The sequence below is a fragment of the Alteromonas sp. ABV4_150 genome (genome assembly GCF_056311745.1).
The window spans coordinates 2,168,047-2,191,152 of the sequence record NZ_CM149971.1 but is presented as its reverse complement, the minus strand read 5'-3'; the positions used below and the strand labels follow the sequence as shown (position 1 = coordinate 2,191,152).

Below are 23,106 nucleotides of genomic sequence, written 5' to 3'. Positions count from 1 at the left end.
AGTGCAAACACTAGTGACTGAAAACGTGGCATTTTGAATTTATGGCGCAACGATTAAGGATATTACAATTAAAGTTTTAGGGTCAGAGTTGTGACTCTGACCCCTTTATTCATGCGCTTTGACTAACTGTGTCATTCAACAACCCCAATACCTGCTCATCGCTAGATTTAGCCTGAGCGCGAACAGAAACACTCGCTTGTTCTACTATTTGCGCTTGAGTAAGTAGTACGGTTTCTGACGCAAAATCTGCGTCCGTTATTTGTGAATGGGCGCGGCTTATATTTTCGAAGCCTATCGCATTGTTTCTAATAGCTGATGACATTTGATTAATTTTCGCGCCGTAAAATGCTCGGCTTTTGCTTACGGACTGCAAAGCGCTATCTATTCGCTCGAGTGCGCTTTCTGCATCGCTTTCGTTCTGTAGTGATGTGCCATCTAACCCAAGGTCAGTCAACGTAGCGGGTGTCTTACTTAGTTCAATGAAATCAGTGCCAACACCAAGTTGGTTTGTAGCGGTTATGTCTACCGGGCCTAATGTGAAGGTTGGTCCGCCTTCGTTTCCAAGCGACGTCCACGACGCAGTTACATTGAAAGCACCCGAACCAATTACAGAGATTATTAACGGCTGAGCATTACTTGCGATTGTAAGGGTTTCATTAAGGTTACCACTTGCGTTTTGATCTCCGGTGAATGAAATACTATTCCCATCTATAGTTGCTGTACCTATAGTTAGCAAATTGCTGTCATCATAACTTGCAGTTGCTTCATACCCATTAGTTGGTAAGAAGAACGTACTTTCTATGGATGCACTATTTGAAATGCCGTTACTATTCCATGTTCCCGCAGACAAAGTGGTGCCCGCTAAGTGTTTACCATCTACAGTAAACACTTGGATATCGTCATTAGCACCATTATCGTTCAAGTTAATCTGTATGTTGGTAGAGCCCGCGGGAATATAAGCGATAGAGCGTAATCCGCTTGTCATACTTCGACTTACACCATTCGTGAATGTATCACTTATGGATGGGACGTTAGCAGAAAGCAGATCGCTATCATCCACTAGGGGTAAACGATTAAACGCTTCGGTATTGTACGCAATGCCATTCAGTGCATTTTTTAGCTGCTGGAATTCTTTATCCAATGCTGCACGGTCGTTGACATTATTGATTCCGTTCTGAGACTGTATTGCCAGCTGCCGCATTCGTTGCAGTATAGCGGCAGATTCTTGCAGTCCACCCTCTGCAATTTGTGCATAGCTTATACCGTCATTTAGGTTGCGATTCAGTTGCGTATAGGCTTTTTTCTCTGAAGCAAGTCTATTAGATATTTGAAGTCCAGCACTGTCGTCAGCAGCGCTGTTTATTCTTAGCCCTGAACTTAAACGCTCTAGACGCGTTGATAGCGCGGTATTTTGTAAAGTTGAAAGACCTAAAGACTGGTAATTTCCTGTAACCGATAGCACGCTAGTTCCTTTTACGCTTTAATCTTAGTTAAATTAAGTGGACATAGTTTATATGTATGTTGCAGCAATAAGCACGCCAACAAGCCTCTTACGCGTTAAGAACGACAATCTAACTTTAATTCAAATAGCATCCGGCACTTACGTAAATCACCGTTTTCAACGCTAGACTTTAAATATATGTTCGGTTATGTAACATACCTGTACAAGTTTAGTACAACCAAATAAATACTACGGCATTAAACAATGCGGCCACAAAATTATGTGATAAGAGTAAAATGTGTATCGGACAGGAGATAAGCGCTAATGACGAGTTTCCACCTGAAATGAGATCTATGATGTCTAATATGATAGACGAGATATGTGGTCAGTATTTGAGCATTGCTCATTTAGGTAACGAACATGAACTTATTGAACCCGCCACTGATTGCCTTAATTCGATGGCTAAGCAAAGTTGCGATGCGCTTCTCAACTCTGATGAAGAGACAGCCGCTTGTAAGCGGTATTCTGGACTTGCCGAGAACTATTAGAACAATGGAATAGTTAGACGTTCTTTTGTCCCTCCTGTGTATGGGGGGTCTATGGAACGTATCGCGCACTTTGAGTTATACATACAAAAAAAGGGGCCTGAGTTTTCACTCAGGCCCCTTTTTCTAATCGAGTATTAATTACTCTTCAGTTGCTTCTACTGCTTCTTCTTCAGCTTCTACAACTGGACGGTCAACTAGCTCAACATATGCCATTGGGGCATTGTCGCCAGCACGGAAACCGCATTTAAGAATGCGAGTGTAACCGCCTGGACGAGCTTCGTAACGAGGACCAAGCTCGTTGAATAGTTTACCTACAACCTCTTTGTCACCAGTGCGGGCAAAAGCTAGACGGCGGTTTGCAACGCTGTCTTCTTTAGCCATAGTGATTAGAGGCTCGATTACGCGACGTAATTCTTTCGCTTTTGGTAACGTAGTTTTGATCACTTCGTGCTTGACCAAAGAACCGGCCATGTTTTTGAACATAGCTTGACGATGGCTGCTGTTGCGATTCAACTGACGACCACTCTTACGATGGCGCATAGTTTTATCCTTCTCTACAAATCAGTTTGATAAAAACCTGATTAATCTTTTTCAGCGATGCTCTCTGGCGGCCAGTTTTCTAGGCGCATACCTAGAGAAAGACCACGAGATGCTAGAACATCTTTGATTTCAGTTAGCGATTTCTTACCAAGGTTTGGCGTTTTAAGTAGCTCAACCTCAGTGCGCTGTACCAGGTCACCAATGTACTGGATAGCTTCTGCTTTCAAACAGTTTGCAGAACGTACTGTTAGCTCTAGGTCATCTACTGGGCGAAGCAGAATCGGATCGAATTCTGGCTTCTCTTCTTTCGCTTCTGGCTCAGATACATCACGTAAGTCTACGAATGCATCTAGCTGTTCAGCTAGGATAGTAGCAGAACGGCGGATCGCTTCTTCAGGATCCAAAGTACCGTTCGTCTCCATGTCGATGATTAGTTTGTCAAGGTCTGTACGTTGTTCAACACGTGCAGACTCAACAGTGTAAGCAATACGTTCAACTGGGCTGTATGAAGCGTCAACTAACAAACGACCAATTGGACGATCATCTTCTTCAGAGGAGCGACGGGTAGAAGCTGGTACATAACCACGGCCCATTTCTACTTTAATGCGCATGCTGATTTCAGCTTCGCCAGTTAAAGTACAAATTACATGCTCAGGGTTTGCAATTTCTACGTCGCCATCATGCTGAATATCACCAGCAACAACAGGGCCAGCGCCAGATTTCACTAGAGTTAGGGTTGCCTCAGTTTTACCTTCAAGGCGAACCGCTAAACCTTTAAGGTTTAGCAAAATCTCAATTACGTCTTCCTGAACACCTTCTTTGGTGCTGTACTCGTGAAGAACGCCGTCAATTTCTACCTCGGTAACTGCACATCCTGGCATAGATGACAGTAAAATACGACGTAGGGCGTTACCTAGAGTGTGGCCAAAGCCGCGCTCTAGTGGTTCCAAAGTTACTTTGGCACGAGTAGGAGAAACGTTTTCGATCTCAACTAATCTCGGTTTTAGGAATTCAGTCACAGAACCCACAATGCTTCCTCTTTAGTTAGCTTTACTTAGAGTAAAGTTCGACGATCAACTGTTCGTTAATTTCCGCAGACAGGTCAGTTCTTTCAGGAACGCGCTTGAAAGTGCCTTCCATTTTGCTGCTGTCTACTTCAATCCAGGTTGGCTTCTCACGTTGGTCAGCCAGTTCCAAAGCAGCAACGATACGCGCTTGCTTTTTAGCCTTTTCACGAACAGAAACCACGTCTTCGGCAGAAACGTTAAACGATGGGATGTTCACAACTTGACCATTTACCATGATCGCCTTGTGGCTAACTAGCTGACGTGCTTCAGCACGAGTGCTAGCGAAACCCATACGGTAAACTACGTTATCAAGACGCTGTTCTAAAAGCTGTAGCAAGTTTTCACCTGTGTTGCCTTTTAGACGTGCAGCTTCTTTATAGTAGTTGCGGAATTGTTTTTCCAGAACGCCGTACATACGACGAACTTTTTGTTTTTCACGCAGCTGAACACCGTAGTCAGACAGACGGCCACGACGGGCACCGTGCTGACCAGGCGCTGTATCGATTTTACATTTAGAATCGATTGCGCGAACGCCGCTTTTTAGGAACAGGTCAGTTCCTTCGCGACGGCTAAGTTTGAGTTTTGGACCCAAATATCTTGCCATGATCTTTCTCCAACTGTCCGTCGATTAAACGCGACGTTTTTTCGGTGGACGACAACCGTTGTGAGGAATAGGGGTCACATCGGTAATGTTTGTGATCTTATAACCTGTAGCGTTAAGAGCACGGATCGCAGACTCACGGCCTGGACCTGGACCTTTAACGAATACTTCAAGGTTCTTAAGACCGTATTCTTGTGCAGCAACACCTGCACGCTCAGCAGCTACCTGTGCAGCAAATGGGGTAGATTTACGTGAACCACGGAAACCAGAACCACCAGATGTCGCCCATGCTAGTGCATTGCCTGAACGGTCTGTAATAGTCACAATTGTGTTGTTGAAAGACGCATGGATATGAGCCATTCCGTCTGCAACCTGACGTTTAGCGCGCTTACGCGTGCTACGAGCTGGTGCTTTAGCCATAACTTACTCCCCGTTTACTTCTTAATTGGCTTACGAGGACCTTTACGGGTACGCGCATTAGTTTTAGTGCGCTGACCACGTAGAGGCAAGCTACGACGGTGGCGAATACCACGGAAGCAACCCAGGTCCATCAAACGTTTGATGCTCATAGAGACTTCACGGCGTAGATCACCTTCAACGGTGAATTTAGCCACTTCGTCACGAAGCTTATCAATAGTAGCTTCGTCTAGCTCTTTGATTTTTGTATTTTCTGCAACACCAGCACCCGCACAAATGCTTTTCGCACGTGTGGGACCAACGCCATAGATCGCTTGGATAGCGATTACAGCATGCTTGTGCTCAGGAATGTTAATGCCAGCGATACGGGCCATTAACAGCACTCCTCTTGTTTATTTGTCGACGACCTAAAAAGCCCGATAGGATACTTACCCGTCGACTAAATTGCAAATTAAGGTTCAAAATACTTTAAAACAAAACTAGCAGAACCAGACAAGTACTATCTAGGTTCTGCTTACTTAGCTTTGCGAATATCTTGTTCCGCTTAGATTAGCCCTGACGCTGCTTATGCTTTGGGTCAGAACTGCAAATTACACGCACAACACCGTTGCGCTTGATAACTTTACAGTTACGGCAAATCTTTTTTACTGATGCACGAACTTTCATTACATCTTTCCCCTTTCTATCAATATTAAGGGGCTAACTTATCGGCCGTAGCCTTTAAGGTTAGCTTTCTTCAGCACAGACTCATATTGACTAGACATCAAATGTGTCTGTACTTGTGCCATAAAGTCCATGATAACCACTACAATAATTAGAAGCGACGTACCACCGAAGTAGAACGGAACATTCCAAGCGATTAGCATGAATTCAGGCACTAAACAAATAAAGGTTATGTACAGTGCGCCAGCCAGTGTAAGGCGAGTCATTACCTTGTCAATGTATCGTGACGTTTGCTCACCCGGGCGGATGCCTGGGATGAACGCGCCAGACTTCTTCAAGTTGTCTGCTGTATCACGCGGGTTGAATACCAACGCCGTGTAGAAGAAGCAGAAGAAGATAATCGCAGCTGCGTATAACATCACGTACAGCGGTTGACCAGGAGATAGCATAAGCGCTACATCTTGCAACCACGCTGTTGATTCATTCTGTCCGAACCATCCTGCGATGGTACCCGGGAACAGAATAATGCTAAAGCAAAGATTGGTGGAATTACACCAGCAATGTTGACTTTTAGCGGTAAATGGGTGCTTTGCGCAGCAAAAACCTGACGGCCTTGCTGACGTTTTGCATAGTTTACCACAATTCTGCGCTGTCCGCGCTCTACAAATACAACTAGGTATGTAAGAGCAATAACAATCACGCCAATCAACAGTAGGAACAACAAGTTAATGTCGCCCTGCCTTGCTTGTTCCGCAGTCTGACCTATCGCTGTTGGCAGACCGGCAACAATACCAGCAAAAATCAATATAGAGATACCGTTACCAATACCTCGTTCGGTAATTTGCTCACCTAACCACATAAGGAACATAGTTCCTGTGACTAGACTCACCACTGCCGTAAAGTAGAATCCGAAGCCAGGGTTTATCACCAATCCATTAATCAGGTTAGGCAAACCAGTCGAAATTCCAATAGATTGGAAGATAGCCAATACAAGCGTTAAATAACGCGTGTACTGACTAATTTTACGACGGCCTGCTTCGCCTTCTTTTTTAAGCTCCACCATCGGTGGATGAACCACCGAGAGCAACTGCATGATAATGGATGCAGTAATGTATGGCATAATGCCCAAAGCCAGAACGGATGCACGCTCAAGCGCACCACCAGAGAACATGTTAAACATTTCTACAATGGTGCCTTTTTGTTGCTCGAACAAGTCAGCAAGTACCGCTGGATCGATGCCAGGGATAGGAACATAAGAACCTAGTCTGAATACAACAATCGCACCAAGTACGAACAACAATCTTGCCTTAAGCTCACTCAAGCCGCTTTTAGCGCCTGAATCCAATCCTGGTTTAGCCATCTAGCTTATTCCTCTACTTTACCGCCAGCAGCTTCAATCGCTTCTTTAGCGCCTTTAGTAACCTTTAACCCGCTTACTGTAACAGCGCGTGAAACTTCACCGCTCTTTACAACTTTAACGAACTGGATTTCTTTCTTAACAAGTCCAGCTGCTTTTAAAGTCTCAAGAGACGCAGTATCACCATCAACCTTCGCGATTTCAGCAAGAGTTACTTGATCAGTAACGAAGCTCTTGCGTGAAGTGAAACCGAACTTAGGAAGACGACGCTGGATAGGCATCTGACCACCTTCGAATCCTGGCTTAACACGGCCACCTGAACGGCTTTTTTGACCTTTGTGACCTACGCCACCTGTTTTACCAAGACCTGAGCCGATACCACGACCAGAACGCTTACCAGTAGGCTTTGAACCTTCGGCTGGAGAAATTGTATTTAAACGCATGTCTTACTCCTCCACTATCTCAACCATGTAATGTACACGGTTGATCATGCCACGAACGGCTGGGGTATCTTCCAGTTCACGAACATGGTTGATTTTACGAAGGCCTAAACCTTTAAGCGTAGCTTTGTGCTTTGGCAAGCGGCCAATTGCACTTTTAGTTTGCTTTACTTTAATCGTTGCCATGTCTGATTACCCCAAAATTTCTTCTACAGACAATCCACGCTTCGCAGCAACTTTCGCCGGGCTATTCATTTCTGTTAGCGCGTTGATTGTTGCACGTACAACGTTGATTGGGTTTGTAGAGCCGTAACATTTTGAAAGTACGTTTTGTACACCAGCTACTTCAAGTACTGCACGCATCGCACCACCGGCAATAATACCGGTACCTTCAGATGCTGGCTGCATGTAAACTTTAGAGCCAGAGTGACGACCTTTAATCGGGTGTTGTAACGTGTGACCGTTAAGGTCTACGTCAACCATGTTGCGACGTGCCTTTTCCATTGCTTTTTGGATTGCAGCAGGTACTTCACGTGCCTTACCGTAACCAAAACCAACGCGACCGTTACCGTCACCCACTACTGTCAATGCAGTGAAACTAAAGATACGACCACCTTTAACCACTTTAGAAACGCGGTTTACAGCGATCAATTTCTCTAGAAATTCACCATTTTGAACGTCTTGTTTAGCCATTATAAACTCCTAGAACTGAAGACCAGCTTCGCGAGCTGCATCAGCTAATGCTTTAACGCGACCGTGGTATTGGAAACCACTACGATCGAAAGCCACTGTTTTAATGCCTTTCTCAAGCGCGCGCTCTGCGATTGCTTTACCGACTACCGTCGCTGCTTCAGCGTTACCTGTAGACTTAAGATCTTTTGCAAGATCTTTCTCAACAGTTGAAGCCGCTGCCAACACTTCAGAACCGCATGGAGCGATTAACTGAGCGTAGATGTGGCGAGGTGTACGGTTAACTACCAAGCGATGCGCGGCCAGTTCACGAATTTTTGCTCGTGCGCGAGTAGCGCGACGAATGCGAGCTGTTTTCTTATCCATCGTATCACCCACCTACTTTTTCTTAGCTTCTTTACGACGTACGTGTTCGTCAGCGTAACGTACACCTTTACCTTTGTAAGGCTCTGGTGGACGGTAACCACGAATGTTCGCCGCAACCTGACCAACCACCTGCTTATCGGCGCCTTTAACGACGATTTCAGTTTGGCTAGGAGTTTCAACCGTAATGCCTTCAGGCATTTCGTATACTACAGGGTGAGAGAAACCTAGTGTAAGGTTTAGCTTGGCACCTTGTGCTTGTGCACGGTAACCAACACCTAACAATGTAAGTTTTTTCTCGAAACCTTCTGAAACACCTTGAACCATTGCGTTTAGGATAGAGCGAGCAGTACCTGCTTGTGCCCAGCTGTCAGCGAAACCTTCACGTGGAAGTGCTTTAAGTTGGTTCTCTTCCTGTGCAACTTCTACAGCGTCGTTGAAAACGCGGGTCAAAGTGCCTTTACTACCTTTAACAGTAACTTCTTGACCAGAGATAGAAACTTCTACACCTGATACAACGTCTACTGGGGCTTTTGCTATACGTGACATTTCAACTCCTCCGTTATGCTACATAACCGATGATCTCACCGCCCATGCCAGCGTTACGCGCTGCACGGTCAGTCATCACACCTTTAGAAGTCGACACGATAGCTACGCCTAAACCACCCATAACCTTTGGAAGCTCATCTTTTTTCTTATAGATGCGCAGACCAGGACGGCTTACACGTTCGATAGTGTCAATTACTTGCTTGCCTTCGAAGTACTTAAGCGTAACTTCTAAAACAGGCTTAACGTCACCAGAAGCAGCGAAGTCAGTGATATAACCTTCTGCTTTCAATACTTCACAGATTGCAACGCGAAGTTTTGAAGAAGGCATAGTCACAGAAACTTTCTGTGCCATCTGGCCGTTACGGATGCGGGTAAACATATCCGCGATAGGATCTTGCATGCTCATTATCAGCTACTCCTTACCAGCTGGCTTTCTTAAGGCCAGGGACTTCACCGCGCATCGCTGCTTCGCGAAGCTTAATACGGCTAAGACCGAATTTGCGTAGGTAACCATGTGGACGACCAGTTACACGGCAACGGTTACGTTGACGTGAAGAACTAGAGTCACGTGGCAGTTGTTGTAGCTTCAGAACAGCGTCCCAACGCTCTTCTTCAGAAACGTTAACATCGCTGATAATCGCTTTAAGTGCGGCGCGCTTCTCAGCATACTTAGCTACTAGCTTAGTACGCTTAGCTTCGCGTGCCTTCATTGATTCTTTTGCCATAACCCTACACCCCTACTTTTTGAATGGGAAGTTAAACGCGTCCAGCAGAGCACGTGCTTCGTCATTAGTATTCGCACTGGTAGTGATAGTAATATCCATACCGCGAACCTTATCCACTTTATCGAAATCGATTTCAGGGAAAATGATTTGCTCACGCACGCCCATGCTGTAGTTACCACGTCCGTCGAATGATTTAGGATTCAAACCACGGAAATCGCGAACACGTGGAATAGCGATTGAAATCAAACGCTCTAGGAATTCCCACATACGCTCGCCGCGTAGGGTTACTTTACAGCCAATCGGATAACCTTCACGGATTTTAAAACCCGCTACTGATTTTCTAGCAACTGTAACAACAGGCTTCTGACCGGCGATAGCCGTCATGTCAGCTTGAGCATTCTCAAGTACCTTTTTGTCAGCAACTGCTTCACCTAAACCCATGTTTAGAGTGATTTTTTCAATCCGAGGGACTTGCATGACGCTTTTGTATCCGAACTGCTTAGCAAGTTCAGCTACTACTGTTTCTTTATAGAAATCATGCAGTTTCGCCATCGTACTCTCCAATATAATTAAACAAGTTCGCCGTTAGACTTGAAGAAACGTACTTTCTTCTCGTCTTCGAAACGGAAACCAACGCGATCTGCTTTGCCCGTTGCCGGGTTAACAATCGCAACATTAGAAACGTGAATAGAAGCTTCTTTCTCAACGATGCCACCAGCTACGCCCAGTTGTGGGTTTGGCTTGGTGTGCTTCTTGACAAGATTAACGCCTTCTACAATTACACGGTTATCAGCAATAAGCACTTTAAGGACTTTGCCTTGTTTGCCTTTGTCTTTACCCGCTAATACGACTACTTCATCATCACGACGAATTTTATTAGCCATTATCGTGACTCCTTATAGTACCTCTGGGGCCAATGAGATGATTTTCATGAAGTTTTCACTTCTCAACTCACGGGTAACCGGGCCAAAGATACGCGTACCAATTGGTTGCTTGTTAGCATTAAGCATAACAGCCGCGTTACCGTCAAAACGAATGGTAGAACCATCTGCACGACGAACGCCTTTTCTAGTACGCACCACCACTGCATTCAGTACGTCACCTTTTTTAACTTTACCGCGAGGAATTGCTTCCTTAACAGTAACTTTGATGATGTCACCGATACCTGCATAACGGCGATGCGAGCCACCAAGAACCTTAATACACTGAACCCTGCGAGCGCCGCTGTTGTCTGCAACGTCCAGGTTAGTTTGCATTTGGATCATGTTAGTGCTCCGCTCTTAAATTAAGACTCTCCCGAGTCGTTAGTGCTGCTAAAAACAACTGGATGTCGTTGCTTTTATGTACATACCCCCATAAAAAGGGCGCGAAATAATAACAGAAAACTTTGGGAAGTGATAGCGGTAAATTGAATTATTTTTAAACTATGTGAGCAATAAAAAAGCCCCGACTAAAAGCCGGGGCTGATAACCACGTCATAGGTTATCAAGCAGGATCTTTTAGCGCAGATACCTTGTTTTCAAACTGCTTACTTAAGTGACGAAAAACACATTCTTTTAAACGGCTTACACCAACAGGTTTTGATATGAAGTCGTCCATGCCAGATTTCAAGCACTTTTCTTTATCGCCAGTTAATGCGTTAGCGGTTAAAGCTATTATTGGCACTTCAGCGGCCTCGTGGTTTATATTCCTTATATGCTGAGATGCCTCTAATCCATCCATAACAGGCATGTGGCAATCCATGAGTATAATGGCATATGTATTCCTTTCTGTAATAGAGCGCTCCACTTTCTCTAACGCTTCTTTGCCATTAACAGCCAAGTCACTCTCGAGCCCTATCTCGCGTAGCTGCTCTTTTATCACAAGTTGATTAATTTCGTTATCTTCAACTATTAGCGCTTTGACCCTACTTAGCTCTACTCTACTTGGAGTATAAACAAAATCCCGGCCAAAGGTTTTTTCTGCGACTACGTTTGCATCGTCTAGCGTTAATGTTGCAGTAAAGCGCGCACCAATACCTAGCTCACTGCTGACTTCAATTTTTCCGTCATAGTGTTCAACAATTTGTTTGACGATTGATAACCCTAAACCGGTTCCACCGAAACGACGCATGGTCGAGCTTTCAGCCTGTATAAAAGGCGTGAATATTATTTTCTGCTGCTCAGCACTGATGCCAATTCCCGAATCGGTCACGATGAACTTTACTCGGTAGCGACCTTTTCCGTACCGCGTACATTTTGCCTCGAACGCAACACTCCCCTCTTTGGTAAATTTAAATGCATTGTTGAGAAGATTAATGAGGATTTGACCCACTCTTAGTTTGTCTACAAGAAAAGTAAGCCCCTTCACTTCAGCTATATTTGCGCTAAATTCCAACCCTTTTTCATTAGCAAGCCTTGAAAACATTGGTAGTTGCTCTTCAATGGTCTCGGTAAGGCTAGTAGGCGTCTCATCAAATGAAACTTCTCCTGAACCGAACTTAGAATAATCTAAAATCCCGTCCACAATATTGAGCAAAGCGTCTGCACTTTGCGATGCGATAGACGCTAACTCCAACTGTTTTGCATTAAGGGGCGTAGCTGTGAGCGCTTCTAGCATTCCCTGTACGCCATGAATAGGCGTTCGAATCTCATGGCTCATGTTCGCTAGAAACTCACCTCGTGCTTTGAGAGCGCTCTCTGCCAGTTCGCTTTTGTGCTGAAGCACTGCCTTATCTATCTGCATTTGTGTGATATCAACGGTGGCGCCTATCACTTTAATACAGCGCCCATTTTCCATTATTGGATGGGCTCTACTCTCAAGCCATCGAGGCTCGCCGGCATCGGTTTTCACTTCGAGTTCACACTCAAAACCTTTCCCTGTTTTTATCATTTCCTGAAATTGAATTACGTACTTCTCTCGCTGTGCTTCATCAAAAATAAAGTTAACCACATCATCTGGCTTCAATATGCGTTCGCTGTGTAAATGCAGCATTCGTTTTAGCGCGCCAGACCACACTAGCGAGCCACTGTTTATGTTTAATTCCCAAGTACCCACGCCCGCTAAATTGGTTATTTGGCTAAGTAGTGAGTTTCGCTCTTCTAAAATGGCTTTCTGCGCATTCACATTATTTAGCGCTTGCTGACGTTCAAGTTCATTGCCAATCCAAGTGGATAGGAGCAATAGGTAATCTGTTTCCAAGGCATTAAATGCCTCTTTTCTTGGGGAAAGCGATGAAAAGTTTACTGTCCCATAAAACTCGCCGAATACGCGAATAGGAGCAGCGAGATAGCTTTTTAGCGTATATTTATCAAAGCACGGGTGGGAAGCACCGGGGTCAATATTGATATCGTGATAGGCAACCACCGAGTCGGCGCTTGCAACATCTGCGCAATATGTATCACAAAGGGAAAATTCTGCGCCTTTTGGTATAGAATCCTCAGGGGTAACAACACTTCGCACACAGTATCGATCACCTCTAATATTACTCACAATTCCTGTCTCTAGGTGAAGAATCGCAGTACCAATACGCAGTAAATTCTCTAATTTTTCATCTAAAGACATCACCCTGTCATTAGATATATTATGTAGATCTCGAATTATACTCATGAGGATTGAAGCCCTCCCAAACTGCAAATAAAAAAGGTCAACCCAAAGACATTGACCTTTTAAATTTATGAGATATTTCAAGATATGAAAGTTTTTTCTCTCGTCAATTAGTATAACTGAGGCAGTAACCGCTTAATAAAGCACCTTAATCTCATAGCCTGTTGGCGTCTCTGCAGGCTCTACCGTCACGATATAGTTTTCCTCTTCAGTGAAACCAAACAAGGCCGTTCTATCAAGAAGTACCTGCTCTTCGTTATTGTCCTCATACACCGCGATTACTTCGTAATAATCAGATGGCAGGACTTCGCTGGTGCTTTCTGCGAACTCTAGGTTCTGCACATCGTATTCTGCTGTATCAATGGTTTCGTCGTTTCGTACTAAGTAGAAATCCACATCATCGAAGTCGTTGACTAGGTTAATGAAGTTAACGGTCTTATCATAAGCCTGCGGTAAGCCACTCTCAACAAAGGTTGCGGCGCCTAATTGATTGTTTATGTTATAGATAAGAATAGCTTTACTTTCACCTTGGTTAAGGGTAATTAGTTTATTGCTAAGCGATGTAACTGTACCTGATGGGTCAGTTACGGTTACGCGATAATCGCCATAACGGATAGCACTAAATTCAGACATTTCACCCGCTGCTAGCGTAAAGCTCACGTCTTCTTCGTCTGTATTGCCACCAAAGGTAACATTTAGCTCGGCATCTAGATTTGTTGAGTTGTATATACGATATTGCGAATCAGCCTCCACGTCAGTTAGCGCTGTTACTGTTGAAGAGTTTAATACTGTGTCAACCACAAGCCCTTCTTGAATAGCACCACTTACATCACGAAGGGTCATTAGATACTCAGTTTCATACACGAAATCCAGTGTTTGTGATTCAAATACCACGTCGTCGCTGCCAGGCTCGGTAAGATAAACCGTGTACTCGCCTTCGTCGAAGTAATCGCTTTCGTCATCAGCATCCCAGTATTCTAGCTCCACCATGTCGCCCGTCGTTACGGTACCGAGAAAGTTAGCCGCTTCGAAAGGATCGCCTGATTCACTCATATAAAAATCATACGATGAATCATCTGCGGCGACAGAGAGCGCAAACAAACGAAAATGGTCCTCCAATGTTTCACGCTCATACGAGTAAGTGGTAAAAGTTGGGTTGCTAAAATCACCGCTCATAACAATGATGGTTTTATAGCTGTTTTTTAAATTCACCGTAATTTCGTCGATATAAACTTCTTGATCGTCAGAGTCTGTACGAATGAACTCCAGCTCGTATTCGTCTTCGTCCATGGAAAACATGGATGTTGCATCGCCAAACTGAGCTGAACCAAAGCTATCTCCATCAACCTCTCGCATTTCTACATTGGCGCCGTTAGGAGAAGCGTTATAAAACTGTATGTACGCATAAGAGTAATCTGAGCTGCTGCTGTCTGAACCGCCACATGCGGTAAGCCCTAGTAGTGCCACAAGCCCTATTGCCGCTGCACGGAACCAAGTTCCAAAGCGCAAAGAGTGAGAGGTCAATTGCATAAATTGTATGTCCTTTGAAGTTGTTCTTTATTGGTTTAAGACTGTGTTAACGCAAGCTGGCACACGTAACAAGTGATTATATTCGCTCGCACAATACAGCGATATGGCTATCTGAGAAGGTCTTAGTTCAGGGCTTTACGCTATCTTTGCAAAGCTGACTTTTCTTTATAGAAGTTGACAGTTCAGGGCAGCTTAAAAGTACGCTTGATAAAGTGTTTATTGGCGGAAGCTCTTAGAAAAGGCAGAAAAAAGCCTGCATAAGCAGGCTTTAAAAGTGTCATTGGGAGACGGTGTTACTTATTCATACGAGTAAGATAGCGTTACACCACTGTATGAAGAATACGCGCGAATACCGATGTGCCATGTACCTGATGCTGGCGCATCAAAAGTACATACTTCACTGTTACCATTTTGGTAAGGGCGGCAATCGTAGCTGTTGGTTTCTGGCTGTGAGCCAAACTTCACGTAAAGGTCAGCATCGCCTGTACCACCAGAGGTACGGATAGTCATCAGCGTTACGCCTTCTGGAATAGTCCAAGTGTATCGATCCCAGTTTCTACGAGTACCTGAAAGACCGGTAAGCTGACCTGATACTGGTTCAACACCTGGCTCAGAGCCGCCACCGCCACCAGTGCCGCTTCCATCACAGCCATTAGTGTTTAAGTAGTTATACGCATCAGCTAACTGCATCAAACCATAACCATAGAAGTTATCGCGACCTGCACTGCCTTTATCTTCAGCTGTTGCATTTAACGCATTACGTATCTGATTGTTAGAACATTGCGGGAAGTAGCTCCACACCAGTGCTGCACCACCAGCTACATGTGGCGTAGCCATAGACGTACCGCTTAGCGCTGCGTAAGTGTTCGTTGGATAAGTAGACTGCACTGCACTACCTGGTGCAGCTATTTCAACCTGATCGTTATATTGGCTGTAGCTTGCTCGATTCTCATTTGAGTCTACCGCTGCAACAGACATTACTGCATCATAAGATGCTGGGTAAGACTTTGCGCTGTTACCATCGTTGCCTGCCGCGGCTACTAGCAACATGCCTGAATCAGTAAAGCTTTGCATAGCATTACGCTCAGTAGTAGAAGAACTACCGCCACCTAAGCTCATGTTAACCACATTTGAACCTGCATCCTGACATTGAGTGATTGCACCGATTAAGTCAGACGCATACGTCCATTGGCCATTATCATTAAAGATTTTAACGATATGCATATCTACACCTGGATATACACCTACCACACCTTCATTGTTATCGTACGCGGCAATTGTACCCGCTACGTGAGTGCCATGACCGTTACCGTCGTTATACCAGTTACCAACTGCACTATTATTTGATTGACCCGTAACACCATCGTTTGTTCCAGGAAGGTCTGGGTGACCTAGGTTATAACCCGTATCAATAATACATACTTTGCGAGCTGCAGTATCTGACTGCCCAAACTGATTTGCTTGTACCATGGTGTAGCCGTAAGGCGTGGTTTGTGCCATAGGCTTACGACGAACATCCACTTCAATACTTTCTACATTTGGATTTTTGCGAAGCTTATTCAGTGCAGACTTACTCATGGTAGCCGCAACCATCTTATGCTTCTTAAGCTCTTTCTTAATCAAGCCACCCGCTTTTCTTACTTCAGACTTAGCGGATGCAATGTTGAAAGGCTTTTTGGTTTTCAGTTTAGTCTTTGACTTAGCTTTACTACTAAACTTACCGCTTGAGTTGGCTACCTCTAGGGTTTCACTTATCATCTCATCTTTGAACTTAATGATGTAACGCTCTTGATCTACCGTTACAAGGCGGTCGACAGTGAGCTTTTTGCCTAGCGCTTGTTTTAGGGTTTGCGGTTTTTCTTTGACTTTGACTAGACCTTCGCCTGCTGCCACTGCAGAGTTAGTCATTAAACCAAAGGATACAGCTAGTGCAGCTGCTGTTAGACATGTGTGTTTCTTATTTAATTTTGAGTTCAAAATTTATTTCCTGTTTTATCTGTCTTATAAACTTCAGCACTGTTTTTATCCGTGCTTTTGAAGCTATTTGTTATTAAATGACATACAGGTATAACCATTACCTCATGCGAAAAGCTCATCCATGACAACCGACGCAACTGCGTTGCAACGACCAACCCGTTTGTCAGGTTTGTAGCTAACCACCCATAAGCAGGTTAGCTACAGAGCTCATATTAGGCGGCAAATCAAACGGTTGAGTATGTTGCCTTAACCCTGGTAAGTATTTTTTATACCTTTTAAAATACTTAAAAAAACACCACACTTAATGAAAAGCACGCCCAATGTGTTCTACGAGCAAATTCATGTTAGGAATAACATTTCATAATTAACATTTATTTTACAAACTCAAATGTAACAAAATATTAAACACTTATAATTTTTACTTAAAAGCAAAAAGCGCGTGACCCCCTCGGCTCACGCGCTTTTTTCAATGACATTATTACAGTAGTTGCAGGAAACCTGCTTATACAATCTGCCGGTGATTACAAACTACGCTGTCTTACGATTTCGTATAAACAAACGCCAGTTGCTACAGATACGTTCAAACTTGTTACGCTACCAGCCATGGGTAACTTAACCAATTCGTCACAGGTTTCTTTCGTAAGTCGACGCATACCTTTGCCTTCTGCCCCCATTACCAACGCAGTAGGACCTTTTAGATCAACATCATAAAGGGTTTTGTCAGTTTCACCGGCGGTACCCACAATCCAAAGCCCTTTGTCTTGAAGGTGCTTCAAGGTTCTAGCAAGATTCGTAATTTGAATTAACGGCATAACTTCAGCTGCGCCACAGGCCACTTTTCGTACCGTACCGTTTAAGCTTGCTGACTTATCTTTGGGCACAACTACTGCGTGTACACCCGCACCATCAGCCGTGCGTAAGCATGCACCTAAATTATGCGGGTCAGTGATACCGTCTAATACCAAAATTAGCGGCTGCGACTCTCGTTCAAGTATTTTATCAAGGTCAGCTTCATCCATTACGCGGGCAGGTTTCGCTTTAGCAACAACGCCTTGGTGTTGTTCGCCGTTCACTTTATCATCTAACGCCTTACGCTGACTGAACTGAACAGAGATACCGAAACGGCGCGCCTGGTTAACAATGTTGGTCAAGCGTTCATCGTTGCGTCCTTTTAGAACCCACACTTCCATTACACGCTCCGGCTCTTTTTCAAGTACCGACTGCATGGCATGTAAACCGTATAACCATTCTTGCTGCGCCATTTAACGCTTACCTCTTTTATTCAATGACAGTGTTTTGCCGCTGCTACCGCCTTTTGCGCTGCCGCGACTTGACGATTTTCCACCGCTTCGACTAGACGAGCTTGAGCCGCCTTTACCTTTGCTCCCTTTCTTATCAGAACGAGAGTCTTTACCAGAGCGGGGCTTGTTATCAAAGCGAGTAGGTTTGTCTGAAGACTTTTTAGCTGTCTTCACTTTTACCTTCTTGCCTTTAGTGCTGCGCAGCATAGACTTATCGAGTAATAAATCAATCTTTCTTTCATCAAGGTTTACGGCGGCGACGGTAACCTCTACTGTGTCACCCAGTCTGAACTGGCGATGGCCCGACTCGCCTACCAATGCCTGTTTTACATCGTCATAGTGATAATAGTCATCATCAAGCGACGTAATATGAACTAAGCCATCGATGTGATATTCGGTAAGGCGAACGAATAAGCCAAAGTTTGTGACTGAGCTTACTACCCCTTCGAAGGTGTCGCCTACGTGGTCAAGCATGAACTCGCATTTAAGCCAGTCGGCCACATCCCGGGTGGCATCGTCGGCGCGGCGCTCTGTCATTGAACACTGTTCACCTAACTGTTCAATTTCTTCAACGGTGTAGTTTTTAGCGCCGCTTACCGCTTTTTTACCTTGCTGTTTAGCAATAATGCCTTTCAGCGCGCGGTGTACCACCAAATCAGGGTAGCGACGGATAGGTGATGTGAAATGTGCGTAAGCTTCTAGCGCCAAACCAAAGTGCCCTACGTTTTCGCCATCGTAAACCGCTTGCTTCATCGAGCGTAGCAACATAGTTTGAATAAGCTCTTCGTCTACTCGACCGCGGGTTTTAAGCACCACGTCGGTAAATGCGGCTGGCTCAGCATCTTCTACAATGGCATGAGGGATACCAATTTCACTTAAGTAGCTGGTAAATGCGGTAAGCCTATCGGCATCTGGCTTATCGTGTACACGATATAACGCTGGCGCCTCATGCTTTTCAAGCATAAGAGCCGCACTTACGTTCGCCATGATCATGCACTCTTCAATAAGCTTATGCGCATCGTTACGCACTAGCGGCACAATATTTTCAATTTTGCGCTGGGCGTTGAAAACGAACTTCACTTCTTGGGTTTCAAACTCAATAGCCCCGCGTTTGGCACGGGCTTTTTTAAGCGCTCGGTACAAGTCGTGAAGATTACGTAAATGAGGTACATGTGGCTCGTAGCGCTGATGAAGTTCTTTGTCGCCTTGAAGAATATTCCACACTTTGGTGTAGGTTAAACGGGCATGTGAATTCATTACCGCTTCGTAAAACTGGAATTCTTCCAGCTTACCATTCGCGCTAATGGTCATTTCACACACCATGCAAAGGCGGTCTACTTCAGGGTTTAGTGAACACAACCCGTTAGAAAGCACCTCTGGTAGCATTGGAATTACTTGGTCAGGGAAATACACCGAATTACCGCGCTGCTGGGCTTCATCGTCTAGCGCTGAACCGGTTCTTACATAGTGACTTACGTCAGCTATGGCTACCCATAATTGCCATCCGCCATCATCTAATGGCTCACAATAGACCGCGTCATCAAAGTCGCGAGCGTCTTCACCATCAATGGTAACAAGGGGAAGCTGGCGCAAGTCGATGCGACCTTCTTTGGCTTCATCTGGCACTTGTTCGGTAAGCTTTTCGACCTGTTTAGTCACGCCTTTCGGCCACTGGTGCGGAATATCAAACGTGCGAAGCGCCATTTCTATTTCCATACCTGGCGCCATATGCTCGCCAAGTACTTCAACAATTTTTCCCACAGGGTTCATTTTACGGCGTGGACGCTGGGTAAGTTCCACCACTACCACCTGCCCCATTCGAGCGCCGTTAGTGCTTTCTGGTGGAATGACAATTTCATGCTGCAAACGGCTGTCGTCTGGCACTACCATGCCAAAGCCCTGCTCAACAAAATAACGCCCGACAATAGGCTCGCTGCGCGGCTCAATGACCTGTGTTACAAACGCTTCTTTTCTGCCGCGACGGTCGGTACCGCTAATGCGCGCTTCCACCACATCATCGTGAAGGAACAAGTTCATTTGCCCTGCACTAATAAACAAATCACCGCTTTTGTCTTCAGGACGCAAAAAGCCGTAACCATCACGGTGACCAATAATTCTGCCTTTAATGAGTTCGTCACGGTTTTGGAGAATGTATTTTTTCTGCTTAGTGAACTGTACCTGCCCTTCGCGCTCCATAGCGCGCAGTCGGCGCTGAATACCAATTCGCGCTTCTTCGTCGAACGCGTTCACCAAATTACAGATATCAAGAAACGACAAAGGCTTGTCGTGTTCTTTTAATAAACTCATTAAATATTCGCGGCTGGCTACCGGATTTTCGTACTTCTCTTTCTCGCGCTGATAATGCGGATCATCACTCATGTATTTTAAATTTACCTTTAATTACTTTGTTCACAATGTCTTCGTTGGTGGCTTTTCTCTTAAAAGCGCTATGGAAAGCATTGAATATGATTTTTTAGACACATAAACCATTTTTGGTTCATGTGGTTATTTGCTGCACAGTATAACAGTATTTGCACTAAAAGATTGTGCCTTATTAGGGCATACAGGATTTAGAAAATTACTTCGCGAGGTTCGCAGATAACACCTTCGTCCAAAGTAACCTATTTTAGTGTAGGTGCAGATAGTAAAGTTTGGTAAGTGCGGCTTATCCAAGTGTCACGGCGATGAGCCAGATAGCTGAAATAATAGTTAATAAATTGATTGTAAGCTGGGTTTATTATTTGCTGTCCTATATAAGTCGTAAGCGACTTGGTAATGCATCCATGCCTGAGCACTTATCCCACTTACGGCTTCTAGCTTACGTGCGAATTCAATAGTCAAACTTGAATGGCCGTTGACGAATCGCGATAAATGTTTGCATGAGACTTCTAAACATTGCGCAATCTCTGATTGCTTCAAGGGTGACTTCGACATGCACCTGCGTTTGAATACTTCACCTGGATGAGGTCTTTTAAGATGCTCGGGTCTTGAACCTCGCTCTCCGGTATCAATTAATGCTTTGCCCCGGTCGTCTTGATATTCAATACCTATGTGCATACTTTGTTTCATGGGTTGTACTCTCTGTAATCAAGGCTGAAACAGTCACCATCGTTAAAATAGCAAGTTACCGCGCCATAAGGTTCTACATTATTCACCGTGATGGTCACATACCAGAGGGAGCTTCCTTCAGGGTTTACTGCTCCGATATCTAGCAAATCTGATACATGTGAGGCAGCATCTAAGTCAAACAGCGCATTCCAGACTTCATGACGATATGCTAACGGCAACCATTCATCGTAATCAGAGAGCCACATTGAAAGTAGCTTTTGATGTAGAAAGCTTACAATTGCCATCCAACTAGCCATAAGATTACCACAGAGGTAATTTCCCTTCAAAAAGATGTTCACATATTAGCCAGAATCTAAAAGGTAAACTTCGATCTAAGGTACTGTTATTGATTCAGCTAAACCTGACATCTCTATGTCACAAACACTCAGTATAAAAATGAGTTTTCGTTTTTGTTGCATGAGCGTTCAACAAAACAATTAAATCACCACTTACCTTACAAACCTATAAAGAGCAGGCATATGGATAGAAGAACGTTTATAAAGCTGTCGTCATTCGCAGGTGCGAACGTGGCAGTGTCTACAGGGCTAGCGGGCTGCACAGTGAGCAATTCAGCGCATAGCCAACCGCAAACTAACGCTACCTTTACCCATGGTGTGGCCAGTGGCGACCCGTTAAAAGACGCCGTTATTATCTGGACGCGCGCCGTCCCGACAACAGAGTCAGGCTCAGGTTTAGCCAAAGCCGATATTTTATGGGAGATGGCAAGCGATGCTGATTTTGCCAACGTGGTAAGTAGCGGGATAGTTGAAGCGAAAGCAGTCCATGATTTTACCGTAAAGGTAGACGTGGCAGGTCTTAGTCCTGCTAACCGTTATTTTTACCGGTTTAAAAGCGCCAACAATACAAGCCCAGTGGGTGAAACCCGTACGCTTCCTGAAACCGATGTATCAAACGTCACGTTCGGCATATTTTCTTGTTCTAACTACCCCGCTGGCTTTTTCACGCCTTATATGGAAGCAGCGAAGGACGACAACATCGATTATGTATTGCACTTGGGTGACTACATTTATGAGTACGATGGTAAAGGTTATGCGACAGAGCATGCAAAAGAGATTGGCCGTACCTATGCGCCTGATAACGATACCGAGCTTTATACGCTAACCGACTATCGCAATCGCTATGCGCTGTATCGCACAGATGAAGGTTTGCTGTCGTTACATCAAAATAAGCCGTTTATCGTTGTGTGGGATGACCATGAAATTACTAACGACACTTACAAAGATGGTGCTGAAAATCACCAAGCGGATGAAGGCGATTTTTATGAACGTCGTGCGGCGGCCGTTCAAGCCTATTATGAGTGGCTACCTATACGGCCGCCATTTGGCACAGAGCGTTTAGAAATATATCGCCAGTTTACCTTTGGTAAGCTTCTTGACTTATACATGCTCGACACCCGCGTTCTCGCCCGCGACAAGCAGCTTGAGTACGGCGACTATCGCGATGCTGAAACAAACGCGTTTGACCAACCTGGCTTTATGAAAGATATCAGTGATCCTAGTCGTGGGCTTTTAGGTGAAACGCAGCGCAACTGGCTACATTCATCTATGCAGCAAAGTCAGGCTAAATGGCAGGTGCTTGGGCAACAGCTATTAATAGGACGTATGCTTTTCCCTGTATCGATATTTAACGGCGTTGAACGTAAAGAAATACCTGCTCATGTACATAGGCTCGCGAATATCAAACGCAAACAAAATCAAGGTGGCGCACTTAATGAGCGAGAGCTTGCGCTTATTAATACCGTAATGCCTTACAACTTAGATGCATGGGATGGCTATCCTATTGAACGGGAACAGGTTCTAATGCAGCTAAAATCTATCGGCAAGCCAGTTATTGCCCTTGCAGGTGATACACATAACGCATGGCATAACAAATTAACCCTTAAAGATGGCACAGAAGTGGGGGTTGAACTTGCTACACCAGGCGTGACATCACCCGGTATGGAACATTACTTAAGCATGGATGATGAAATGGCAGAAACCCTTGCCGACGATCTTCCGCTTCTAATTGAAGATTTGCAGTACTGTAATCTTCACCAGCGCGGCTTTATGACATTGACCGTTAGCGAGGATGACGCTAAAGCGACCTGGCACTATGTGGATGCGATTTTGACCAAAGCTGGAAAAGTGGTTAACACGCACAGCTATGAGATTAAGGCATAGTAAATAGAATTTGTTTAGATTAAG

General features: G+C 44.7%; 26 protein-coding genes and 1 pseudogene. 2 read left to right on the top strand and 25 right to left on the bottom strand.

Annotation, left to right across the window (positions count from 1 at the left end):
- Positions 1 to 109: 109 nt before the first annotated feature.
- The gene (locus ACYX4M_RS09600) at positions 110 to 1,462 is read right to left on the bottom strand and encodes a flagellin N-terminal helical domain-containing protein (protein ID WP_476082810.1); all 1,353 of its coding nucleotides are present in this window, start codon (positions 1,460 to 1,462) and stop codon (positions 110 to 112) included.
- A 275-nt stretch (positions 1,463 to 1,737) separates the two neighbouring features.
- Here ACYX4M_RS09600 and ACYX4M_RS09595 point away from each other — a divergent pair, with 275 nt between their 5' ends.
- On the top strand, positions 1,738 to 1,989 hold the full coding sequence (locus ACYX4M_RS09595) for a hypothetical protein (RefSeq protein WP_476082809.1): 252 nt from the start codon (positions 1,738 to 1,740) through the stop codon (positions 1,987 to 1,989).
- A 138-nt stretch (positions 1,990 to 2,127) separates the two neighbouring features.
- On the opposite strand, the gene rplQ is transcribed toward ACYX4M_RS09595, so the two are convergent.
- The 24 genes and pseudogenes from rplQ to ACYX4M_RS09475 all read right to left on the bottom strand — a co-directional run bounded on the left by rplQ (position 2,128) and on the right by ACYX4M_RS09475 (position 21,159).
- A complete protein-coding gene (gene rplQ, locus ACYX4M_RS09590; protein WP_012519212.1) occupies positions 2,128 to 2,529 on the bottom strand; it encodes a 50S ribosomal protein L17 in 402 nt (133 codons plus the stop codon).
- 41 nt (positions 2,530 to 2,570) lie between these two features.
- Positions 2,571 to 3,560, bottom strand: coding sequence for a DNA-directed RNA polymerase subunit alpha (locus ACYX4M_RS09585; protein WP_334059942.1), 990 nt, complete (start codon positions 3,558 to 3,560; stop codon positions 2,571 to 2,573).
- A gap of 19 nt (positions 3,561 to 3,579) precedes the next feature.
- A complete protein-coding gene (gene rpsD / locus ACYX4M_RS09580) occupies positions 3,580 to 4,200 on the bottom strand; it encodes a 30S ribosomal protein S4 (protein WP_012519214.1) in 621 nt (206 codons plus the stop codon).
- A 24-nt stretch (positions 4,201 to 4,224) separates the two neighbouring features.
- The gene (gene rpsK / locus ACYX4M_RS09575; RefSeq protein ID WP_012519215.1) at positions 4,225 to 4,617 is read right to left on the bottom strand and encodes a 30S ribosomal protein S11; all 393 of its coding nucleotides are present in this window, start codon (positions 4,615 to 4,617) and stop codon (positions 4,225 to 4,227) included.
- Between the two features lie 14 nt (positions 4,618 to 4,631).
- A complete protein-coding gene (rpsM, locus tag ACYX4M_RS09570; protein ID WP_012519216.1) occupies positions 4,632 to 4,988 on the bottom strand; it encodes a 30S ribosomal protein S13 in 357 nt (118 codons plus the stop codon).
- A 175-nt stretch (positions 4,989 to 5,163) separates the two neighbouring features.
- Entirely contained in the window at positions 5,164 to 5,280 is a 117-nt protein-coding gene (rpmJ, locus tag ACYX4M_RS09565; protein WP_012519217.1) for a 50S ribosomal protein L36, read from the bottom strand.
- Positions 5,281 to 5,318: 38 nt separating this feature from the next.
- Positions 5,319 to 6,637: pseudogene (gene secY, locus ACYX4M_RS09560) on the bottom strand (preprotein translocase subunit SecY).
- Between the two features lie 5 nt (positions 6,638 to 6,642).
- On the bottom strand, positions 6,643 to 7,077 hold the full coding sequence (gene rplO, locus ACYX4M_RS09555) for a 50S ribosomal protein L15 (protein WP_012519219.1): 435 nt from the start codon (positions 7,075 to 7,077) through the stop codon (positions 6,643 to 6,645).
- 3 nt (positions 7,078 to 7,080) lie between these two features.
- Positions 7,081 to 7,260 carry a 50S ribosomal protein L30 gene (gene rpmD, locus ACYX4M_RS09550; protein WP_012519220.1) on the bottom strand — a complete coding sequence of 60 codons (180 nt, stop codon included), beginning with the start codon at positions 7,258 to 7,260 and terminating at the stop codon, positions 7,081 to 7,083.
- Between the two features lie 6 nt (positions 7,261 to 7,266).
- Positions 7,267 to 7,767, bottom strand: coding sequence for a 30S ribosomal protein S5 (rpsE, locus tag ACYX4M_RS09545; RefSeq protein ID WP_012519221.1), 501 nt, complete (start codon positions 7,765 to 7,767; stop codon positions 7,267 to 7,269).
- Between the two features lie 9 nt (positions 7,768 to 7,776).
- Entirely contained in the window at positions 7,777 to 8,130 is a 354-nt protein-coding gene (gene rplR / locus ACYX4M_RS09540) for a 50S ribosomal protein L18 (RefSeq protein ID WP_014950908.1), read from the bottom strand.
- A gap of 12 nt (positions 8,131 to 8,142) precedes the next feature.
- Positions 8,143 to 8,676 carry a 50S ribosomal protein L6 gene (gene rplF, locus ACYX4M_RS09535; RefSeq protein WP_334059908.1) on the bottom strand — a complete coding sequence of 178 codons (534 nt, stop codon included), beginning with the start codon at positions 8,674 to 8,676 and terminating at the stop codon, positions 8,143 to 8,145.
- A gap of 13 nt (positions 8,677 to 8,689) precedes the next feature.
- Positions 8,690 to 9,082: a 30S ribosomal protein S8 gene (gene rpsH / locus ACYX4M_RS09530; protein ID WP_012519224.1), complete on the bottom strand. Its 393-nt coding sequence runs from the start codon at positions 9,080 to 9,082 to the stop codon at positions 8,690 to 8,692.
- Positions 9,083 to 9,095: 13 nt separating this feature from the next.
- A complete protein-coding gene (rpsN, locus tag ACYX4M_RS09525; protein WP_012519225.1) occupies positions 9,096 to 9,401 on the bottom strand; it encodes a 30S ribosomal protein S14 in 306 nt (101 codons plus the stop codon).
- A gap of 12 nt (positions 9,402 to 9,413) precedes the next feature.
- Positions 9,414 to 9,953: a 50S ribosomal protein L5 gene (gene rplE / locus ACYX4M_RS09520; protein ID WP_012519226.1), complete on the bottom strand. Its 540-nt coding sequence runs from the start codon at positions 9,951 to 9,953 to the stop codon at positions 9,414 to 9,416.
- A gap of 17 nt (positions 9,954 to 9,970) precedes the next feature.
- Positions 9,971 to 10,285, bottom strand: coding sequence for a 50S ribosomal protein L24 (gene rplX, locus ACYX4M_RS09515; protein WP_014950912.1), 315 nt, complete (start codon positions 10,283 to 10,285; stop codon positions 9,971 to 9,973).
- A 12-nt stretch (positions 10,286 to 10,297) separates the two neighbouring features.
- On the bottom strand, positions 10,298 to 10,666 hold the full coding sequence (gene rplN / locus ACYX4M_RS09510; protein WP_012519228.1) for a 50S ribosomal protein L14: 369 nt from the start codon (positions 10,664 to 10,666) through the stop codon (positions 10,298 to 10,300).
- Between the two features lie 220 nt (positions 10,667 to 10,886).
- A complete protein-coding gene (locus tag ACYX4M_RS09505; RefSeq protein ID WP_476082808.1) occupies positions 10,887 to 12,989 on the bottom strand; it encodes a GAF domain-containing hybrid sensor histidine kinase/response regulator in 2,103 nt (700 codons plus the stop codon).
- Positions 12,990 to 13,121: 132 nt separating this feature from the next.
- Positions 13,122 to 14,516: a DUF4397 domain-containing protein gene (locus tag ACYX4M_RS09500; RefSeq protein ID WP_476082807.1), complete on the bottom strand. Its 1,395-nt coding sequence runs from the start codon at positions 14,514 to 14,516 to the stop codon at positions 13,122 to 13,124.
- Between the two features lie 297 nt (positions 14,517 to 14,813).
- On the bottom strand, positions 14,814 to 16,493 hold the full coding sequence (locus tag ACYX4M_RS09495) for a S8 family serine peptidase (protein WP_476082806.1): 1,680 nt from the start codon (positions 16,491 to 16,493) through the stop codon (positions 14,814 to 14,816).
- Positions 16,494 to 17,014: 521 nt separating this feature from the next.
- Positions 17,015 to 17,755, bottom strand: a complete 741-nt coding sequence (gene rlmB, locus ACYX4M_RS09490; RefSeq protein WP_334059904.1) for a 23S rRNA (guanosine(2251)-2'-O)-methyltransferase RlmB — start codon at positions 17,753 to 17,755, stop codon at positions 17,015 to 17,017.
- Complete coding sequence (rnr, locus tag ACYX4M_RS09485) at positions 17,756 to 20,173, bottom strand: ribonuclease R (RefSeq protein ID WP_476082805.1); 2,418 nt, start codon at positions 20,171 to 20,173, stop codon at positions 17,756 to 17,758.
- A 330-nt stretch (positions 20,174 to 20,503) separates the two neighbouring features.
- Positions 20,504 to 20,863, bottom strand: a complete 360-nt coding sequence (locus ACYX4M_RS09480; RefSeq protein ID WP_156086982.1) for a HigA family addiction module antitoxin — start codon at positions 20,861 to 20,863, stop codon at positions 20,504 to 20,506.
- Positions 20,860 to 21,159, bottom strand: coding sequence for a hypothetical protein (locus ACYX4M_RS09475; protein WP_476082804.1), 300 nt, complete (start codon positions 21,157 to 21,159; stop codon positions 20,860 to 20,862). The genes ACYX4M_RS09480 and ACYX4M_RS09475 overlap by 4 nt, the downstream gene beginning before the upstream one ends.
- Before the next feature lie 222 nt (positions 21,160 to 21,381).
- On the opposite strand from ACYX4M_RS09475, the gene ACYX4M_RS09470 reads away from it, so the two are divergent.
- Positions 21,382 to 23,082, top strand: coding sequence for an alkaline phosphatase D family protein (locus ACYX4M_RS09470; protein ID WP_476082803.1), 1,701 nt, complete (start codon positions 21,382 to 21,384; stop codon positions 23,080 to 23,082).
- Positions 23,083 to 23,106 lie beyond the last annotated feature (24 nt).

Excerpts from the sequence above, each read along its gene's own strand:
- ACYX4M_RS09480 (WP_156086982.1), bottom strand. The coding sequence starts at position 20,863 with ATGAAACAAAGTATGCACATAGGTATTGAATATCAAGACGACCGGGGC.
- ACYX4M_RS09470 (WP_476082803.1), top strand. The coding sequence starts at position 21,382 with ATGGATAGAAGAACGTTTATAAAGCTGTCGTCATTCGCAGGTGCGAAC.
- ACYX4M_RS09500 (WP_476082807.1), bottom strand. The coding sequence starts at position 14,516 with ATGCAATTGACCTCTCACTCTTTGCGCTTTGGAACTTGGTTCCGTGCA.
- ACYX4M_RS09505 (WP_476082808.1), bottom strand. The coding sequence starts at position 12,989 with ATGAGTATAATTCGAGATCTACATAATATATCTAATGACAGGGTGATG.
- rpsM (WP_012519216.1), bottom strand. The coding sequence starts at position 4,988 with ATGGCCCGTATCGCTGGCATTAACATTCCTGAGCACAAGCATGCTGTA.
- rpsN (WP_012519225.1), bottom strand. The coding sequence starts at position 9,401 with ATGGCAAAAGAATCAATGAAGGCACGCGAAGCTAAGCGTACTAAGCTA.
- rplN (WP_012519228.1), bottom strand. The coding sequence starts at position 10,666 with ATGATCCAAATGCAAACTAACCTGGACGTTGCAGACAACAGCGGCGCT.
- rplO (WP_012519219.1), bottom strand. The coding sequence starts at position 7,077 with ATGCGTTTAAATACAATTTCTCCAGCCGAAGGTTCAAAGCCTACTGGT.
- rnr (WP_476082805.1), bottom strand. The coding sequence starts at position 20,173 with ATGAGTGATGATCCGCATTATCAGCGCGAGAAAGAGAAGTACGAAAAT.
- rplE (WP_012519226.1), bottom strand. The coding sequence starts at position 9,953 with ATGGCGAAACTGCATGATTTCTATAAAGAAACAGTAGTAGCTGAACTT.
- rpmD (WP_012519220.1), bottom strand. The coding sequence starts at position 7,260 with ATGGCAACGATTAAAGTAAAGCAAACTAAAAGTGCAATTGGCCGCTTG.
- rpsK (WP_012519215.1), bottom strand. The coding sequence starts at position 4,617 with ATGGCTAAAGCACCAGCTCGTAGCACGCGTAAGCGCGCTAAACGTCAG.
- rplX (WP_014950912.1), bottom strand. The coding sequence starts at position 10,285 with ATGGCTAATAAAATTCGTCGTGATGATGAAGTAGTCGTATTAGCGGGT.
- rplQ (WP_012519212.1), bottom strand. The coding sequence starts at position 2,529 with ATGCGCCATCGTAAGAGTGGTCGTCAGTTGAATCGCAACAGCAGCCAT.
- ACYX4M_RS09475 (WP_476082804.1), bottom strand. The coding sequence starts at position 21,159 with ATGGCTAGTTGGATGGCAATTGTAAGCTTTCTACATCAAAAGCTACTT.
- rplR (WP_014950908.1), bottom strand. The coding sequence starts at position 8,130 with ATGGATAAGAAAACAGCTCGCATTCGTCGCGCTACTCGCGCACGAGCA.
- rpmJ (WP_012519217.1), bottom strand. The coding sequence starts at position 5,280 with ATGAAAGTTCGTGCATCAGTAAAAAAGATTTGCCGTAACTGTAAAGTT.
- rpsH (WP_012519224.1), bottom strand. The coding sequence starts at position 9,082 with ATGAGCATGCAAGATCCTATCGCGGATATGTTTACCCGCATCCGTAAC.
- rplF (WP_334059908.1), bottom strand. The coding sequence starts at position 8,676 with ATGTCACGTATAGCAAAAGCCCCAGTAGACGTTGTATCAGGTGTAGAA.
- ACYX4M_RS09595 (WP_476082809.1), top strand. The coding sequence starts at position 1,738 with ATGTGTATCGGACAGGAGATAAGCGCTAATGACGAGTTTCCACCTGAA.
- rpsD (WP_012519214.1), bottom strand. The coding sequence starts at position 4,200 with ATGGCAAGATATTTGGGTCCAAAACTCAAACTTAGCCGTCGCGAAGGA.
- rlmB (WP_334059904.1), bottom strand. The coding sequence starts at position 17,755 with ATGGCGCAGCAAGAATGGTTATACGGTTTACATGCCATGCAGTCGGTA.
- rpsE (WP_012519221.1), bottom strand. The coding sequence starts at position 7,767 with ATGGCTAAACAAGACGTTCAAAATGGTGAATTTCTAGAGAAATTGATC.